A 17,359-nucleotide genomic window follows, 5' to 3' on the forward strand; every position below is an offset into this window, starting at 1 on the left:
GAACGCCGGCCCCGCGTGGTGCACGCGGGGCCGGCGTCGGGGTTCGTGCAGAGTAGGTCAGCCGAGGAAGGTGTCGAAGTCCGGGTCGGTGTCCGCGCCGGCACCGGCGTCGATCCCGCCGTGCAGGTCGGCGCCGGTTTCGGCGGAACCGAACAGGCCGCCGGTGCCGCCGGCGCTGCCGAAGACGTCGCCGGCGTCGATGGACGACCAGGCACCGGCCGCGCCGTCGGCCGCGCCCGAGAGCTGGCCGCCGAGCTGCGCGGTGCTCTCGGCCGTACCGCCGAGGCCGGCACCGAGCGAGCCGCCGGCGTCGGTGGCTCCCTCGACACCGCCGGTGACGGCGCCCTCGACACCGCCGGTGACGGCGCCCCCGACCTGCGACGCGCCGCCCGCGGCGCCGTCGAGGCCGGCGCCGAGGCTGCCGCCCAGGTCGGTCGCACCGGCCAGGCCACCGGCCAGCTCGCCGCCCAGGTCGGGCGCTCCGCCGAGACCACCGGTCAGACCCCCACCGAGACCCGCACCCAGATCCACCGCACCGCCGAGACCACCGGCCAGACCCCCACCGAGACCCGCACCCAGATCCACCGCACCGCCGAGACCACCGGCCAGACCACCGGCCAGCTCGCTACCCAGATCGGCCGCCCCGCCGAGACCACCGGCCAGACCCCCACCCAGATCCACCGCACCGCCGAGACCACCGGCCAGACCCCCACCGAGGCCCGCACCCAGATCCGCCGCACCGTCGAGCCCACCCGTCAGACCACCGGTGAGATCACCTGCCGCTTCGCCGCCGCCGGCGAGCTGCCCGCCGAGGTCGAGCGCACCGTCGAGGGCGTAGCCGAGCTGGCCGGTCAGGTCGGCGTCGACGCCGAGCCCACCGCCGATGGTGGTGGCCAGCTGCGAGCCGAGGTCCACGGTGGAGTCGACGGTGCCACCGAGGCCCGCCTCGAGCACGCCACCGATGCCCGCCTCGAGCGCGCCACCGAGCGCGGAACCGAGGTTCGCGCCGGCCTCCCCACCGACGGAGAACGCGGAGGCGAGCACCGCGGACAGGGTGCCGTCGGCGCTCGATTCGACGGATGCGGACAGGTCGAGCGCGACGTCGAGGGCGTTGCCGAGTTCGAGGGTGGCGGAGTTCTCGAGGCCGAGCGCGCCGCCGAGCAACCCGCCGACCGCGGTGCCGAGGTCCAGGTCGCCGGCGGCGTCGCCGCCGAGGAGGGCGCCGAGGTCGATGCCCCCGACGAGCCCCCCGTCGGCGCCGGCCTCGAGCACGGCGCCGAGCGTGCCGCCGAGATCACCGGCGACGGAGCCGCCGGCCTCGAGCAGAGCCGACAGGGAGGCACCGAGTCCGGCGGTCATGCCGGTGACGGCGTCGAGACCGCCGTCGAGGTCCAGACCGCCGGCGAGGCCGGTTCCGAGTTCGAGGACGGAGTCGAGGGCGCCGCCGAGCTGCGCGGTGAGTTCGGTGCCCAGCCCGAGCGTGCCGCCGAGGGTCGCGCCGACGGCCGTCGCGAGGTCCGCGCCTCCGGCGAGGGCCGCCTCGACGGCGGCGGAGAAGTCGCCGCCCGCGGCGAGTGCCGTGTCGAGCAGCCCGCCCAGCGCACCGCCGAGCTGGCCACCGAGCTCGCCACCGACCCCGAAGGCGGCCTCGAGTGCACCGGACAGGTCGAGCGCCGTCCCGGCCGTGGCGCCGAGCGCCGCATCGAGCGCTACGCCCAGGTCCGCGACGACTCCGGTTGCGGCATCGAGTCCGAGACCGCCGGCGAGTGCCCCGGAGAGCACCGCGCCCAGGTCCAGGTCGCCCGCCAGGTTCACGGCACCGGAACCGATGCCGCCGAGGGCACCGCCCGCGCCGAGGGCCGCGCCGAACGCCGCGCCGAGGGCGGCACCGAGATCACCGCCGAGTTCCAGGGCCGCGCCCAGTGTGCCGGTGAGGCCGGCGGCCAGCTCGGCCGCGAAGTCGGTGTCGATACCGAGGCCGCCGCCGAGGCCACTGCCGACGGCACCCGCGAGGCCGAGCCCCGCACCGCCGGCGAGACCGAGACCCGCACCGCCGGCCAGACCCCCGGCGAGACCACCGGCCGCACCGGCCCCGATGGCACCGGCCGCACCGGCTCCGATGGCGCCGGCCGCGCCCGCCGCCCCGCCGAGCGCCGCGGTCAGCTCGGCGGCCGTGCCCGCGAACAGTCCGCTGTCGGCGACGAGGGGCGCGACGGCGACGATGTCGGCGTGGCACACGTCGGCCAGCCCGGCCTGGGCCAGGGCGGCGTCGGGGTTCGCGCAGTAGCGGGCGAGGGCCTCGTCGTCGCGCAGCAGGCTGAGGATGAAGTCGAGCACAGCGTTGGTGGACATCGCATCTCCTGGGGTCGGTGTTCTGCGATTCACGCTACGAACGGCCGGTCCCCCGCCCAAGGGGGCCGAGACCCCCCTCGGTCCGGGGCCCGTACGGGGGTGCGCATTAGGGGATCGGGGCGGACAGGGGGATCGCCCCCGCACCAGGGTCGAAGGTCTCGTATCGGGCTAACGACATCGTGTCCGATTACGACATTCAACGCGACACGGCGGATACGTCCGCCCCGAACAGGGAGCGAAACGACATGGCAGCAGGGCTCGGAGTCACGATCGGTTCGGCGGATTCGGTGGCGGCCACCGCGTTCGATCGCGCCGACACGTACCGTCCGGTCGTCCTGTCCCGTGCCAGCGAACTGCACCTTCCCCCCGACGACGCGCCGCACCTCGGTCACCGGCCGGCCGCCCCGGGGGCGCTGGTGTTCACCGACTTCGTGAGCCGCGTCGGGGATCCCGTCGGTGTGCTCGCCGACAACGGAGCGTCGTACTCCGGGGCGGACCTGACCGCGACGGCGATCGGCTGCCTGGTGCACGAGGCCTCGCTCGACCTGCCGGAGGCCCCCGCGATCACGGTGGCGCACCCGGCGACCTGGGCCGGTTACACCGTCGACGCGCTGCGCGAGGCCCTGTCGCGGGCCGGGCTCGCGGACGTGACGCTGATGCCCGAGCCGATCGCCGCGGTGCGCTGGCTCGAGGCCACCCGGGGTCCCCTCGGCGACGGGGTGGTCGTCGTCTACGACCTGGGCGCCCGCACGCTCGACGTCTCGGTGGTACGCACCGGCGCCGAACCGGTTCTTCTCGGCCGTCCGATCGCGAGCGAGGACGTGTGCGGCGGTCACCTCGACCATCTGGTCACCACCCATCTGCTGGACACCGTGCGCGACGACGTCCCCGACTTCGATCCGTTCGCCGCGCCGATGACGGCGGCGCTGGCGGAGCTGCGTACCCGGTCGAGAGCCGCGAAGGAGCAGCTGTCGACCGACACCGAGACGGTCGTCGCGATCGATCTGCCCGGGGTGCGGCGGGACGTGCGTCTCGTACGCGACGAGTTCGAGGAACTGGCCCGCGGCCCGCTGCAGGCGTCGACGGCGCTGGTGCACGAGGCGCTGCGCGGGGCCGGGGTCGAGCCGTCGGATGTGGGGCGGGTGTTGCTCACCGGTGGCGGCGGCGCGATCCCTCTCGTCGCCGAGCTGCTCTCGGCGGAGCTGGGCGTCGCGGTGGTGGCCGGGCCGCATCCGGCCCACACGGCGGCCCTCGGGGCGGCCCAGCCACGGGCGGGAACCGCGGTCGCCGCCCCGGTGGACGACGATGTGCCCACCACCGTGCTGCCGGTGACGACCGCCCGGCCGACCGAGGCGATCTCGCCGGTCCGCCCGGCCGTCGTCCCCGCCCCGGCTCCGGCCGCCGCGGCGGCTGCGGCTCCCTTCCGGTCGCGGCGCTACGTGCTCGCGGGCGCCGCGGCCGCTGCGCTCGTTCTGCTCGGTGCGGGTGGTCTCGCGGTGGGGACGCTCGGCACGTCCGACGCCTCGGAGGCCGGCGTCGGCGCCGCCACTTCCGCGACCGTCCCGGGCGCGACCCCCGCCTCGGCCGGGGGGCCGGCGACGACCGCGACCACCGGCTCCGGCACGAGCAGTGCCGTGCCCGCGACGACACCGGGCACGCGGGCCGCGGCCACGGCGGCGACGCCCGGGGCGCCCGGGACCGTCGCCCCTGCCGGGTCCGTTCCCGCGGGCACCACCGCGCCCGGTGCGGCGCCGGGCGCACCGGCCCCCGGCGCCGTCGCCCCGGGCACCGTCGCCCCGGGCACCGTCGCCCCCGTCCCCACGACGACCCCTCCCCCGGCTCCCGCCCCCGCCCCGGCACCGGCTCCCGCGCCGGCGCCCGCCCCGAACTACGGTTCCCAGGTCGGTGATGCCCTCGGCGGTGCCGGTGAGGGTGCCGGTGCGGTCGTCGGCGGCGCCGGCAACGCGGTCGGCGGTGTCGTCGAAGGGGTCGGCGGCGCCGTCGGTGGCGTCGTCGACGGCGTCGGCGGACTTCTCGGCAACTGACCGATGCCGCAACCCGTTTCCCTGCCGCGCGACGTCGCGCACGCCGTCGCCGCGAGTCCTCCCCGGCTGCTGCTCGCCGGTCCCGCCGGCAGCGGCAAGTCCGCGTTGCTGTCCTCGGTGCGGCAGACGCTCGCCGATCGGGGCCTCACCGTCGGCACCGATCCGGATTCGCCCGCGACGTCGGCGCTGGTGGTCGACGACGCACACACCCTGCCCGCCGAGTCCGTCCTCGCGCTCGCCGAGCAGGTGCGGCGCGGCGAGCGGGCGGTGGTCGTCGCGACGGAACCGCGGCCTCACCGCGGCGATCTGCGCGCGCTACTGTCCGCGTTCGGCACGCACTCGGCGCTCGTCGAACTGCGCCCCCTCAGCCCACGCGAAATCGCCGGTCGGGCAGCGACTCTCGGACTCACGCCGCGTCCGGAACCGATCCGCGCGGTGCACCGCCTGACCGGCGGGACCCGCGACGTCGTGGACGCGGCCCTCGTGGCACTGCGCGACGGCACCGATCCCCGACGGGCCGCCGCGGCCCGCGTCCGGGACCGGCTCGCCGGTGGCGACCCGGACCTGCCCCGGGTGCTGGTCCTCGCCGCCCTCGGCGGCACCCTCGATCCGCTCGAGGTCGCCTCCGTCCTCGGCGTCGAGGCGGACCGCGCGCGGGAGCTCGTCGACGCCGCGCGAGCCAGTGGCCTGCTCACCGTCGACGGCGACGTCCCGATCCCCGCGGCCGCCGCGGTGCCCGCCACCGTCCTCGGATCCCACGGCGTCCGCACGCTCGCGCACCGGCTGGCGGCGCTGCGTCTCGACGCGGGGCTGCTGTCCGCCGACACCGCCCGCGCCCTCGCCGACGCGGGCGTGGCCGACGCCCGTCTCGCGGACCGTCTCGTGACGCTCGCCGCCGAGGCCGCGCCCGCGCAGGCCCTCCCGCTGTACGACGCCGCGATCCGCGCCGGTGCCGACGCCGACGCGCTCGATGTGCGCCGCGCCGAGACCGCCGGGCTCGCCGGTGATCTCGCCACCGCCGCACAGCTCACCGATCGGCTGCTCGACCGGGCCGCAACCCTGCCCGGCGACGAGCTGACCGCCGCGACCCGCATCGCCGCGACCGTCGCCGCGCGCCGCGGCATGCTCGGTCGCAGCGCGGATCTGTACGAGTGGCTCGGACCCGAACGCGCGGGTGCCGATGCGCCCGTCGCCGCGACGGTGCTGCTCGCCGCGGGCCGTCCCGGCGCCGCTGCCCGGTTCGGCACGGCTGCGCCGGCACCGACGTCGTCCGCGGCGGCGGCGCAGCTGCTGGCCGCCGGCCTGCGCGAGTCCGTCGGTGGCGACGGGCGCGTCGCGATGAACAGCCTCACGCGGGCCCTGTCCGTGCACGGCACCGGCGACCGGACGCGGCTGCTGCCGGACACCCCGGAGGCGGTCACGGCACTGCTGTGCCTGCATTCCGGCGAACTCGCCCATGCCGCCGCCGCGCTCGGCCGCCCCAGCACCGTGCCGTCCGTGCGGCACCGCCTGCTCGCGGCGTGGACGGCGCTGATCGGCGGGGACCTGCCGGTGGCCACGGCCGCCGCCGACGAGCTCGCCCCCTCGGCGACCGAGCAGCGGGACCAGCTGTTCCTGCACGGGCTGCGGGTGGGCCTGGCCCGCCGCGGCGGCGACGTCGGCGCGCTGACCGCCGCCTGGACCGCGGCGCAGGGCGTGGTGGCCGCATACTCGGTGGACCTGCTGAGCCTGCTGCCCCTCGGCGAGTTGTGGCTCGCAGCGGTCCGGCTCGGCGAGGCCGACCGCATCGCCCATCTGGTCGCTCAGGCGCAGGAGCTCCTGTCGACCCTCGGTGAACCGCCGCTGTGGGGCGCGACGCTGCACTGGTACGGGGTGCAGGCGGCCATCGCCGCGGACCGGCCCGCGGAGCTGTTGCCGCACGCCCGCGCGCTCGGGTCGGCGGCGGAGTCCACCGCCTACGCGGCCGCCCTGGCGCGGGCCGGGCAGGCGTGGCTGCGGGTGCTGCAGGGCGACGCCGATCCGGCGCGGGTGCAGGCGGCGGCGGAGTCACTCGCCGCGATCGGCCTGCCCTGGGACGGGGCACGACTGGCCGGCGAGGCCGCGTTGCGGGTGGGCGACACCGCGACGGCGACGGCCTTGCTGCAGGTCGCACGGGCGGTGCGGCACCCGTCGGCCGCGCCGCGCTCCCCCGCGCCGGCGCCCGCTGCCGCCGCGCCGACGGCCCCGAGTCCCCTGTCGGATCGGGAGGCGGAGGTCGCCGACCTCGTCGTCGCCGGACTGACCTACCGCGAAGTAGGGTCCCGCCTGTACATTTCCGCGAAGACTGTCGAGCATCACGTCGCGCGCATCCGGCGGCGGCTCGGCGCCGGCTCGCGATCGGAGCTCATCTCGATGCTCCGCGCGCTCGGGCACGGTGCCGAGGCTCGGCAACCGGCAACCAGTGGGAACGGGGGGACTTCCGCATGTCCGTAGGCGTGGGCCTGAAAGTCGGCACCACCGTGTCCGCCGTGGCCGTCACCTCCGCCGAGGGCATCCGTCCCGACCCCGAACCGGTCGAACGCCTCACCCACTTGCACCTGCACTCCGACGGCACGGCCACACTCGGCGTCCGCGACCCCGGTGCCGGCGAGTGCAGCTCCTTCTCCGGCTTCGTCGACCGTGTGGGCGACCCGACCGGGGTGCGCGCCGAGGACGGTGCGCTCTCCCGCGCCGAGGACCTCGTGGCGACCGCGATGGAATGCCTCCTCGCCGACGCCGCGCCCCTGGTCGGCGACGCCCCGGCGACGGTGGCCGCCGCGCATCCCACCGAATGGTCCCCGGCCACCGTCGCGGTGCTGCGCAACGCCCTCGACTACGTCGGGTTGCGGCACGTCGCCCTCATCTCCGACGCCGAGGCCGTCGCGGCGTGGTTCGAGGCGCGGGTCGCGCAGCAGAGCGGCCGGCTCGTCGCCGTCTATCACCTCGACGCCGGCGGATCGACGGTGACGCTCGTGCGTTCCGGTGTCGCCGCGGGCCGCGCGTTCCGCTATCCGGAGGGCGACGCCCCGTCGGTGCCCGCGCAGCTGTCGGCCGCGCTCGGCGCGTTCGGCTGGCTCGTCAGCAACCTCGATGCCGTCGTGATCAGCACCGAGGACCCCGTGGACCCGTCGGCGGCACAGCTCGTCGCGCAGGCCGTGAAGGCCGGGATGGGCGTGCGGTGCGTGCTGCCGCCGCAGCCGCAGCACACGGTGGTGCGGGGCGCGGCGCTCGCGGCCGCGGCCGGATCGGCGGACATGGTCGGCGCCACCCGGATCATCCCGGCGGTCCGCTCGGCCGCCGCCGCACGCACACCGCTCGAGCCCCCTGCCGCCCCCGAACCCCGTGTCGCCCCCGAACCCCGTGTCGCCCCCGAACCCCGTGCCGACGCCGGCCCCGCCGTCGCGGCGACCGTCACCGACCGGGGATCCGCCGAGCCGGACCGCGTCCCACCCAACCGGCTCGTCGTCAGCGGCGCCGTCGCGGCAGCCGTCGCGCTGCTCGTGGGAATGGGTGCCCTGGTGTTCTCGCTGCGGGACACCCCGGCGGAGACCCCCGTGCGGGAAGCGGGCGCCGCCTACGAGTCGCTGTCGAGCGCCGTGCAGGTGCCGTCGACCACCGGGACACCGACCGGTACCACCGCCGCCCCGGCGACCACCCCCGACGCGGCGCCGGTCGCCGTCGACTCGGGGCCCGTCGACTCGTGGCCCGTCGTCACCGAGCCGCTGCCCGCGGCCGCGGTCGCCCCGTCGACCCGGTCCACCACATCCCGCCCGGCACCCACCACCACCACGCGTTCGACCACGGCCGAACCCACCACGAGCGCGGCCACCCGGGAACGGGACCGGCCCACCCGGACGACGACCCCCACCGCCACCACGACCGTCGCGCCGACCACGACGGTCACGTCCACGCCCACCGGAACCACGGAACCGGACCCAACGGACACCACCGGTTCCGAGGCACCGGAGTGAGACCAACCGTCCCGTACGCTGTCACACGGTCGTGCTCGCTCCCGCGGCACGATCACGCACGAAACCCGTCAACACATTCTCGAAGGGCCCCCATGCGTTACTCGTCGGCGTCGCGCGCCGCTGCTCGTACCACCGTCCGCCGTGTCGTCGTCGCTGCGGCGTCGGCGCTGCTGCTGGCCGGGCCGCTCGCCGCGACCGCCCACGCGGCCCCGGCCGACCAGCTGCCGGTGGATCAGCTGCCCGCCGAACTCGTCGAGGCCATCAGCCGGGACCTGAAGATCAGCGCCGACGAGTACCTCGAGCGGTCCGAACGCGCCCAGGAACTCGCGGACTACGCGCGCACCTTCCGCGCCGAACGGCCGGACGACTTCGCCGGGGCATGGCTGGGCACCGACGGTAAGCCCGTCGTCGCGGTCACCAACCCCGACGCTGCCCGGCAGGCCGAGAACGACGGCTACCACGTCACCGTCGCGCCGGTGTCCGCGGACGGGCTCGAGCGGTCCCTCGCCGAGCTGAACCGCTGGGTCGCCGCGCTGCCCCGCGAACTGGCCTCCCAGGTGAACTCGACGTCGATCGACGTGTTCAACAACCGGCTGATCGTCGACATCGCCAACAGCCCCGCCGGCCGTGCCCTGAACCTGCCGACGCTCATCGCCAACGTCCAGGTCATGCTCACTCCCGGCCAGCCGCCGAACGAGCCGGGCCCGCTCGGGGGCGACACCTACATCACCGCCGACGGCGACGTCCGCTCGACGCCGCTCGACCGCATCGGCGTGTGCTCGTTCGGCTTCAACGCCGTCGACGCCGACGGGTCGGCCGTCAACATCACCGCCGGCCACTGCGACGCGGTCGCCCGCGAGGACGGCGGCTCCACCGTCTACCTGCCCAACCGGGAGAACATCGACGAGAGCGTGAAGATCGGCGCGTTCACCCGCTCGACCGTCGGCGAGGGCAGCACCCTGGACTACGGCATCATCGGCCTGGACCAGGCGGGCGTGGACGTCGGCCTGAACCGGCCCGTGATCCGCGGCGGCAACGGCTCGACGCTCACCGTCACCGGCACCGCGGCGCCCGTCGCCGGCGCCCCGGTGTGCAAGTCCGGGCAGTCGTCGTACTTCACGTGCGGCATCGTCGCCGCCGACCGGATCGAGACCCAGCTGGTCCGCGCCGACGGCACGAGCACCACGATCCGGGGCTTCGCGACCACCGCCTGCACCCTCTCCGGCGACAGCGGCGGCGCCATCGTCACCGGCACCCTCGCACTCGGGGTGATCAGCGGCTCCAACAGCTCCGGCGCACCGGACTGCGTGGAAGCCAACCTCGTCCTCGCCCCGCAGGGCGGCACGTCCAGCCTGGGCATCGCGATCCAGGACATCGAGGCCGAGACCGGCGCGCGGGTGCGCACCGGCGCGGCGGCCTGACCGGTTCGCGCGGCTGGGTGTACACGCCGCCGAGCCCCTATGATCGTCCCGTCCAGCACCGGCCCGCCCGGGGCCGGCATCTCCGCGCACCGTCGCGGAGATCAACGAGGAAGGCATCCATGCGACGCTCCTTCGCCCGTCGAGCAGCGGTCTACGGTTCGGCAGCGCTCATGCTGTTCGGCCCCGCCGCCGCCATCGCCCAGGCCGAACCGGCCCCGATCGAGGCGACGGCGCTGCCGAACGAACTCGTGGAGGCGCTGGCCCGGGACCTGCAGATGAGCCCCGAGCGGTACCTGACGGACGCTGCCCGCAGCCAGGAGCTGGCCCGCTTCGCCGAGACGGCGCGGGAGCAGTTCGCTGCCGTGTTCTCCGGTGTGTGGCTCGAGCAGGACGGCACGCCGAAGGTGGGGCTGACCGAGGGTGAGGGCTACGACGCCGCCCGCGAGGCCGCCGAGGACGCCGGATTCACCGTCGAGGACACCGACCGCACCGAGACGCAGCTGCGCGACGAACTGAAGGCGCTGAACGACTGGCTGGCCACCCAGCCGCCCGCCGTCGCCGACCTGGTGCGCGGCGTCGCCATCGACGTCGTGCACAACGACGTCGTGCTGCGCACCGAGAACGTCGCCGGGATCGAGCTGCCCGACTTCCTGCAGGGCGCCCGGGTGCTGTTCGCGCCCGCACCGCTCGTCCCGGAGCCGGCCGCAGGAGACCTGCAGCCCGTCGCCGATCTCGCCGCCCCCACGGCCCTGTTCGGCGGGGACGCCTACGCCGCCCTCGGCGCCGGCGATGGTCTGCGCTGCTCGCTCGGCTTCAACGCCGTCGACGGCTCGGACCGGCCGGTCAACATCACCGCCGGGCACTGCGACCCGAACCGGCCGTCCGCCGGCACCGAGTACGCGTCGAAGGTGTACCACCTGATCGGCGAGGAACTCGGCCAGCAGCTCGGCACCTTCGAGAAGACCAGCCTGGACGGCCACGACTACGCCCTGATCCGGCCCACCGCCGAGGCACAGGGCCGGTTCGAGAACAACGGGGTGCGGGTGCCGCTCGCGGCGCCGCTGCCGATCACCGGTATCGCCGAGCCCGTCGTCGGTGCGCCCGCGTGCAAGTCCGGCGTCCGCTCGGGCTACAGCTGCGGTGTCGTGACCGCGGCGGGTCAGACCGTCGAGGTCGGCCACCGGGTGCTGAGGGACGGCTTTTCCACCAACCTGTGCGCCCTGCAGGGCGACAGCGGCGGCACGATCGTCACCGGCACCCTCGCCCTGGGCATCTCCAGCGCCTCGAACGTCGGCCAGTACGGCATGTGCGAGATCGCCGGCGTGGTCAGCGGTCTGCTCGGCGAGTCGCCGGAGCTGTTTGCGACGCCGATCTCCGCGGTCCTCGCCGAGAACCCCGGGTTGCGCGTGCGCACCTGGTGATCGTCGCTCTGTGAGAGCGTCACTGTGAGTGGTCCCCGAGGGCCCGCCTCCGACCGGAGGCGGGCCCTCGTGCTGTGCGGCGTGTCGCACCGGGCGCGACGATCGGAAACCAGCCGACCGGTTTAGGATCCTGAGCGTCCCGAAGTCCGGCTGCGGAGTGTTCCGCGGCCGGACTGTTGCATATCCCGGCGTCCGCTGACGGCCGGTTCGACAGAAGGTGAGTGGCCGGTGTCAACAGATCTGTTGCTGGTCGGGGTCGATATCGTGGGCTACGCCGTCGAGATAGCGGTGCATCTCTTCCGGTTGATCACGCTCAACTCCTGAGCTCCGAAGACAACTGCGGCCCCCCGCCATGGCGGGGGGCCGCAGTTGGATTGCTTGGGACTACTCAGCCCACTGAGTGGTGCCCGGAGGGGCCATCAGGGTCTGGATCAGGCCGATTCCGGCGACGATCAGCGTCGGGCCGCCGGCAGCGATGGTACCGACGACACTGCCGATGCCGAAACCTGCGGCACACCCGGGAAGTGCAGCGATGAGGGCGGTCGGAATACCGCCGGCCACCGCACCGATGACACACCCGATGATGCCGCCGGTCAAACCACCGACTGCAGAGGCGATCGCGAGCTGCGAGCTGAAGTTCTGCTGAGCCTTGAGGTTCTCCTCAGGCGACGCGACATCCTTCAGCGCCAGGCTGACGGGGTTCAGGCTCGGAGCCGTCTTGTCCTCCGGAGCGACCGGAGTCGCCTGGGACATGTCGGTGACCGGGGTGAGGGTGAGGGTCTTGCCGTCCTCGCTGATCTCCCGCTCGAAAGGCAGCTGCAGATCCCCGAGCTGGAAAGCCAGGGGAAGGCTGACGACCGCGTTGCCGTCGCCGTCCTGCAGTTCGACATTCTTGCCGTCCCCGGAAACCTGGAAGGTACCGGCGTCGATGACGGTGACGACGGACTCGCCGTCGACCTTGGACTCGTAGTTGATCTTCTCCGGTGCCGTGACCGCCGGAGCGGCGTAGGACGTGCCGGCGGTGAGGCCGACGGCAGCGATGGTCATCGCCGCCACGGCGGCGAGCTTCCTGAACTTCATTCGATTCCGTTCTGTGACTTCGGCGCACGCCCCCGACGGACGCCCCCCAAGTTCTGACACCAATGCGCCCCTGCGCACCGTAGGCCCTGATCGCGGGTGCGCGAAGCACATCTCGCGCAGCATCATAACCGACATCACAGGGATCGTCGCGTCCGGAATGTGCCGAATCCGTTGCCGGTCTGTTGCCCGACTCGACGGTAGGGATGCCGAAGCGTGACCGGTTACCGCACGTTAGGTATGCCTGACTCAATGAGTCGAAAGGTTTAACGCTTACCGTGGGCGGACACTCACGCTACGGCGCGATGCGGCAATTCGGCCGCCCCCCCACGCGGTCGACCTCCACCAGGCACCGCGCCGCAGCACCGCGAGACTAGACTACTGGCCGGTAACTTCCTATAGCTACCGGCTGGTAACTTAGTTCGGGTTACGATGCGTGGGCTTATACCAGGCGGCCGCGGCCGCCCCCGACACGAAAGGCCACCTATGAATGCCCTGACGATCACGTTGGGCACGATCGGCGTGCTGCTCAGTCTGGTGTGCTGGTACTCGTTCATCGGTGGCGCGATGAAGATGGTCAACGTCGTCCGGATCGGCCAGCCGGCTCCGGATCGATGGCAGCCGTTCTTCCCGCGCTTCAAGCAGATGCTCGTCGAGTTCGTCGCACACACCCGGATGAGCAAGTTCCGCACCGTGGGCTGGGCCCACTGGCTGGTGATGGTCGGCTTCATGCTCGGCGCGATCGTCTGGTTCGAGGCCTACGGCCAGACCTTCGACCCGGCGTTCCACTGGCCGCTGATCGGCAACACCGCCGTCTACCACCTGATCGACGAACTGCTCGGCCTCGGAACCGTGATCGGCATCACCGCCCTGATCATCATCCGGCAGCTGAACCACCCGCGGAAGCCCGAGCGGCTCTCGCGTTTCGCCGGCTCCGACTTCCGGGCGGCGTACTTCGTCGAGACCGTCGTCCTCATCGAGGGCCTCGGCATGATCTTCGTCAAGGCCGGCAAGATCGCGACCTACGGCCACGCCAACCCGTGGACCGACTTCTTCACGATGAACCTCGCCAAGCTGCTGCCGGCGAGCGCCGTGATGGTGTCGATCTTCGCGTTCGTGAAGCTGATGTCCGGCATGATCTGGCTGTACGTCGTCGGCCGCAACATCACGTGGGGTGTCGCCTGGCACCGCTTCGCCGCGTTCTTCAACATCTACTTCAAGCGTGAAGACGACGGTGGCGTCGCCCTCGGTGCCGCGAAGCCGATGACGTCGAAGGGCAAGGCCATCGACATGGAGACGGCCGATCCGGACACCGACACCTTCGGTGCCGGGAAGATCGAGGACTTCTCCTGGAAGGGCTGGCTCGACTTCACCACGTGCACCGAGTGCGGCCGCTGCCAGTCGCAGTGCCCGGCCTGGAACACCGGCAAGCCGCTGTCGCCCAAGCTGCTCATCACCTCGCTGCGCGACCACGGCTACGCCAAGGCGCCCTACCTGCTCGCCGGTGGCCGCAAGGACCTCGGCGGCGACGAGATCGGGCTGGTCGACGCCGAGGGCAACCCGGACGAAGCCAAGCTCGGAAAGATCCCGGCCGCAGCGCTGGCCGAGACCGACCGCAGGCTCGTCGGCGAGACCGTCGAGGGCGAGCTCGCGCCCGTCATCGACACGGAAACGCTGTGGAGCTGCACCAACTGCGGTGCCTGCGTCGAGCAGTGCCCGGTGGACATCGAGCACGTCGACCACATCATCGACATGCGCCGCTACCAGGTGCTCATCGAGTCCGACTTCCCGTCCGAGCTCGCGGGTCTGTTCAAGAACCTCGAGAACAAGGGCAACCCGTGGGGCCAGAACGCCAAGGACCGGCTCAACTGGATCTCCGAACTCGACTTCGACGTTCCGGTGTTCGGTCAGGACGCGGACACCTTCGCCGACTACGAGTACCTGTTCTGGGTCGGCTGCGCCGGTGCCTACGAGGACCGGGCCAAGAAGACCACCAAGGCCGTCGCCGAGTTGCTCGCGACCGCCGGCGTGAAGTTCATGGTGCTCGGCGCCGAGGAGACCTGCACCGGCGACTCGGCACGTCGCGCGGGCAACGAATTCCTGTTCCAGCAGCTCGCGATGCAGAACATCGAGACGCTGAACTCGGTGTTCGAAGGCGTCGAGGACTCCAAGCGCAAGATCGTCGTCACCTGTGCGCACTGCTTCAACGCGCTCAACAACGAGTACCCGCAGGTCGGCGGTAACTACGAGGTCGTCCACCACACCCAGCTGCTCAACCGCCTCGTGCGGCAGAAGAAGCTGGTGCCGGTGGCGTCGGTGAGCCAGGACGTGACCTACCACGATCCCTGCTTCCTCGGCCGCCACAACAAGGTGTACGACGCGCCGCGCGAGCTCATGGCAGCGTCCGGTGCGAAGCTCACCGAGATGCCGCGGCACGGCGAGCGATCCATGTGCTGTGGTGCCGGTGGTGCCCGCATGTGGATGGAAGAGAAGATCGGCAAGCGGATCAACATCGACCGCGTCGACGAAGCGCTGTCGACGAGTCCGTCGAAGATCGCCACCGGCTGCCCGTTCTGCCGCGTCATGCTCAACGACGGTGTCACCGCTCGCCAGGAGAAGGGCGAGGGTGAGGGCGTCGAGGTCGTCGACGTCGCGCAGCTCATGCTCGACTCGATCACGCGTCTCGAACCGGCGCAGCTCGGCGAGAACCTCAAGGTGATCCCGAGTGAGCGGCCCGCTCCCGCCCCGGCCGCGGACTCGAAGGGCGCCGCCGTGGCGTCCGAGGCCGTCGCCGAGACCGAGGAGAAGGAACGCGTCGAGGAGATCGAGGAGGCGGCCGCGACGCCGGCAGCCCCCAAGACGGCCCCGGCCGGTGGTCTTCAGATGAAGGGCGCCGCCAAGGCTCCCGGCGCGAAGCCGGGCGGACTGCAGATGAAGGGCGGTTTGAAGGCTCCCGGCGCGAAGGCTTCCGGTGACGGCGCCGCAGCCGAAGCTCCCGCTGCACCCGCCGCCAAGCCGGGCGGACTGCAGATGAAGGGCGGGCTCAAGGCCCCGGGCGCCAAGAAGGCCGCCCCGGCGGCTCCGGCCGCCGAATCCGCTCCTGCCGAGGCACCGGCTGCGCCGAAGGCGAAGCCGGGCGGGCTGCAGATGAAGGGCGGGCTCAAGGCCCCGGGCGCCAAGAAGGCCGCCCCGGCAGCTCCGGCCGCCGAGGCTCCCGCCGCGGAGGCGCCGGCTGCCGAGGCACCGGCCGCACCGTCGGTCCCGAAGGCCAAGCCGGGCGGGCTGCAGATGAAGGGCGGGCTCAAGGCCCCGGGCGCCAAGAAGGCCGCCCCGGCGGCTCCGGCCGCCAAGGCTCCCGCCACCGAGGCTCCCGCCTCCGCGGAAGCACCCGCTGCGGAAGCACCGGCTGCGGAAGCACCCGCTGCCGAGACTTCGACGGCTCCCGAGCCGCCGAAGGCGAAGCCGGGCGGCCTGGCCTTCAAGGGTGGAGCAAAGGCTCCCGGCGCCCGCAAGGCCGCCGCGCCGACAGCTCCAGCCGAGAAGTCCGAGCCGGCTGGAAAGCCCGAGCCGGCTGAGAAGCCCGCGGCCCCCGAAAAGGCACCGGAACCGGCGCACGCACCCCCGGGTGAGGCACCCGATCCGGACGCCCCGCCGGAGAAGGCACCGGAGCCCGAGACGCAGTCGACCAACGGCGCGGAGGCAACGCCGACCAATGGCGCCGAGGCCTCGCCGACCAATGGCGCCGAGTCCCCGGCTCCCCCGCAGGCCAAGCCCGGCGCGCTGGGCTTCCGGTCCGGCGCCAAGGCCCCCGGCCGGCGCTCGTAACACCAGCGACGCCCCCCACCTCGTGTGGGGGGCGTCGTCGTCTTCCCGAGCAGACACCCTTTCTACCGTCCTTGCACCCCTTGCGTACGCCCACAGCGGGGGCAAGCACGCGACGACGGGTGCAAGCTCGACCTCAGACCCTGAACGTCCCGGTGGGCCGCGGGCCCCGCGCGGCCCGCGTGATCGCCTCCCGGATGCGGTCGGCGACCACCAGGGGTGCGGCCAGCTCGTCCCACACCCAGCGCACCACGGTCCAGCCGGCGTCGCGCAGACGATCCTCACGCTGCTTCTCCCGCCACACCGTCTCCTCCGGCGCGACGTCGTCGCCCCGGTACTTCACGCGTCCGTCGAACTCACCGATCACGCCGTGGTCCGGGAGCAGGAAATCGACCCGGGCCAGCCACCGTCCCCGGGCGTCGTGGACCGTCGCCTGGGTCAGTGGTATCGGAAGTCCGGCGCGGACGAACAGCACGCGGCTGCGGGACTCGCCGACGCTCTCGCTCCGTCCGTCCATGAACTGCGCCGCGCGCAGGCCCTTCGCATGACCGGGGTGGCGGACGTTGCGCGCCAGCGCGTCGGTCACGTCGGCGACGGAGATCCCGCACGTGTGCAGGGCGTGGTCCCCCGCGACGACGGCCTGCTCGAACGGAAGGGTGCGGGCGAGGTCGGCGACGGTGCGCGCGACGGTCAGCACGCGCGCTCCGTCGATCTCGGTGACCTCGTCGGGAGCGAACGGCGACGCGTGCAGGTTCCGTCCCGGCGTGCGTTTCGCTCCCCCGGCGCGGTTGCGGGTCAGGTGGACGTCGTCCAGCGGGGTGTGCCACAGGGCGAGGCCGTGCAGGACGGCGGCCGAGACGTGGCTGAGCGCGGCGTCGGAACGGATCGCCCCGGCCACCGCGACGGCCCGGCGATGGTGGCGGCCGTATTCGTCGAGCTGCGAATAACTCTCGGCCGGCAGGTAGGCGCCGCGGTGGACGCGGTGCCAGTGCCCGCGCCCGCACAGTCGCCGGATCTCGCGATCGCTGACGCCCCGCTCGAGGGCCGCAGCGCGCCGGATGATGTCGTGTTCGTCGCCCATGCGGTCACAGTGCCGTATCAGGCCGGGCGCACACTGCGACGACGGCGGGACCGACTCGATCTGTGGATGGATCTCCCGGTTGTGGACAGCCGAGCTTGCGCCGGATATCGCGTCCTTGCACCCGAATTCGACGGCCGCATCGGGTGCAAGC

At 73.3% G+C, this 17,359-nt stretch carries 9 protein-coding genes; 6 read left to right on the forward strand and 3 right to left on the reverse strand.

Annotation, left to right across the window (positions count from 1 at the left end):
* Positions 1-57: 57 nt before the first annotated feature.
* A complete protein-coding gene (locus QNA09_RS18330) occupies positions 58-2,352 on the reverse strand; it encodes an IniB N-terminal domain-containing protein (RefSeq protein WP_040270600.1) in 2,295 nt (764 codons plus the stop codon).
* Positions 2,353-2,597: 245 nt separating this feature from the next.
* On the opposite strand from QNA09_RS18330, the gene QNA09_RS18335 reads away from it, so the two are divergent.
* The 5 genes from QNA09_RS18335 (at position 2,598) to QNA09_RS18355 (ending at position 11,228) form a co-directional block, all read left to right on the forward strand.
* Entirely contained in the window at positions 2,598-4,397 is a 1,800-nt protein-coding gene (locus tag QNA09_RS18335; protein WP_040270597.1) for an Hsp70 family protein, read from the forward strand.
* 3 nt (positions 4,398-4,400) lie between these two features.
* A complete protein-coding gene (locus QNA09_RS18340) occupies positions 4,401-6,869 on the forward strand; it encodes a LuxR C-terminal-related transcriptional regulator (protein ID WP_040270595.1) in 2,469 nt (822 codons plus the stop codon).
* On the forward strand, positions 6,860-8,386 hold the full coding sequence (locus QNA09_RS18345) for a hypothetical protein (protein WP_040270592.1): 1,527 nt from the start codon (positions 6,860-6,862) through the stop codon (positions 8,384-8,386). The genes QNA09_RS18340 and QNA09_RS18345 overlap by 10 nt, the downstream gene beginning before the upstream one ends.
* Before the next feature lie 92 nt (positions 8,387-8,478).
* Positions 8,479-9,807, forward strand: a complete 1,329-nt coding sequence (locus QNA09_RS18350) for a S1 family peptidase (RefSeq protein ID WP_040270590.1) — start codon at positions 8,479-8,481, stop codon at positions 9,805-9,807.
* Positions 9,808-9,926: 119 nt separating this feature from the next.
* A complete protein-coding gene (locus QNA09_RS18355) occupies positions 9,927-11,228 on the forward strand; it encodes a S1 family peptidase (protein WP_040270589.1) in 1,302 nt (433 codons plus the stop codon).
* Between the two features lie 384 nt (positions 11,229-11,612).
* Here QNA09_RS18355 and QNA09_RS18360 read toward each other — a convergent pair whose 3' ends face one another.
* Positions 11,613-12,308 carry a hypothetical protein gene (locus QNA09_RS18360; RefSeq protein WP_010593270.1) on the reverse strand — a complete coding sequence of 232 codons (696 nt, stop codon included), beginning with the start codon at positions 12,306-12,308 and terminating at the stop codon, positions 11,613-11,615.
* Between the two features lie 483 nt (positions 12,309-12,791).
* On the opposite strand from QNA09_RS18360, the gene QNA09_RS18365 reads away from it, so the two are divergent.
* Positions 12,792-16,130, forward strand: a complete 3,339-nt coding sequence (locus QNA09_RS18365; protein ID WP_040270587.1) for a (Fe-S)-binding protein — start codon at positions 12,792-12,794, stop codon at positions 16,128-16,130.
* A 133-nt stretch (positions 16,131-16,263) separates the two neighbouring features.
* Here the strand turns inward: QNA09_RS18365 and QNA09_RS18370 are convergent, their stop codons facing one another.
* Positions 16,264-17,208, reverse strand: coding sequence for a type IV toxin-antitoxin system AbiEi family antitoxin domain-containing protein (locus QNA09_RS18370; RefSeq protein WP_010593272.1), 945 nt, complete (start codon positions 17,206-17,208; stop codon positions 16,264-16,266).
* Positions 17,209-17,359 lie beyond the last annotated feature (151 nt).

It is taken from the genome of Rhodococcus sp. AH-ZY2, from assembly GCF_030916465.1.
GTDB classification, from domain to species: Bacteria; Actinomycetota; Actinomycetes; order Mycobacteriales; family Mycobacteriaceae; genus Rhodococcus; species Rhodococcus ruber.

What these genes read in the sequence shown, in the direction of transcription:
- QNA09_RS18340 (WP_040270595.1), top strand. Translation starts at nt 4,401, where the DNA reads ATGCCGCAACCCGTTTCCCTGCCGCGCGACGTCGCGCACGCCGTCGCC.
- QNA09_RS18335 (WP_040270597.1), top strand. Translation starts at nt 2,598, where the DNA reads ATGGCAGCAGGGCTCGGAGTCACGATCGGTTCGGCGGATTCGGTGGCG.
- QNA09_RS18355 (WP_040270589.1), top strand. Translation starts at nt 9,927, where the DNA reads ATGCGACGCTCCTTCGCCCGTCGAGCAGCGGTCTACGGTTCGGCAGCG.
- QNA09_RS18365 (WP_040270587.1), top strand. Translation starts at nt 12,792, where the DNA reads ATGAATGCCCTGACGATCACGTTGGGCACGATCGGCGTGCTGCTCAGT.
- QNA09_RS18330 (WP_040270600.1), bottom strand. Translation starts at nt 2,352, where the DNA reads ATGTCCACCAACGCTGTGCTCGACTTCATCCTCAGCCTGCTGCGCGAC.
- QNA09_RS18370 (WP_010593272.1), bottom strand. Translation starts at nt 17,208, where the DNA reads ATGGGCGACGAACACGACATCATCCGGCGCGCTGCGGCCCTCGAGCGG.
- QNA09_RS18360 (WP_010593270.1), bottom strand. Translation starts at nt 12,308, where the DNA reads ATGAAGTTCAGGAAGCTCGCCGCCGTGGCGGCGATGACCATCGCTGCC.
- QNA09_RS18345 (WP_040270592.1), top strand. Translation starts at nt 6,860, where the DNA reads ATGTCCGTAGGCGTGGGCCTGAAAGTCGGCACCACCGTGTCCGCCGTG.
- QNA09_RS18350 (WP_040270590.1), top strand. Translation starts at nt 8,479, where the DNA reads ATGCGTTACTCGTCGGCGTCGCGCGCCGCTGCTCGTACCACCGTCCGC.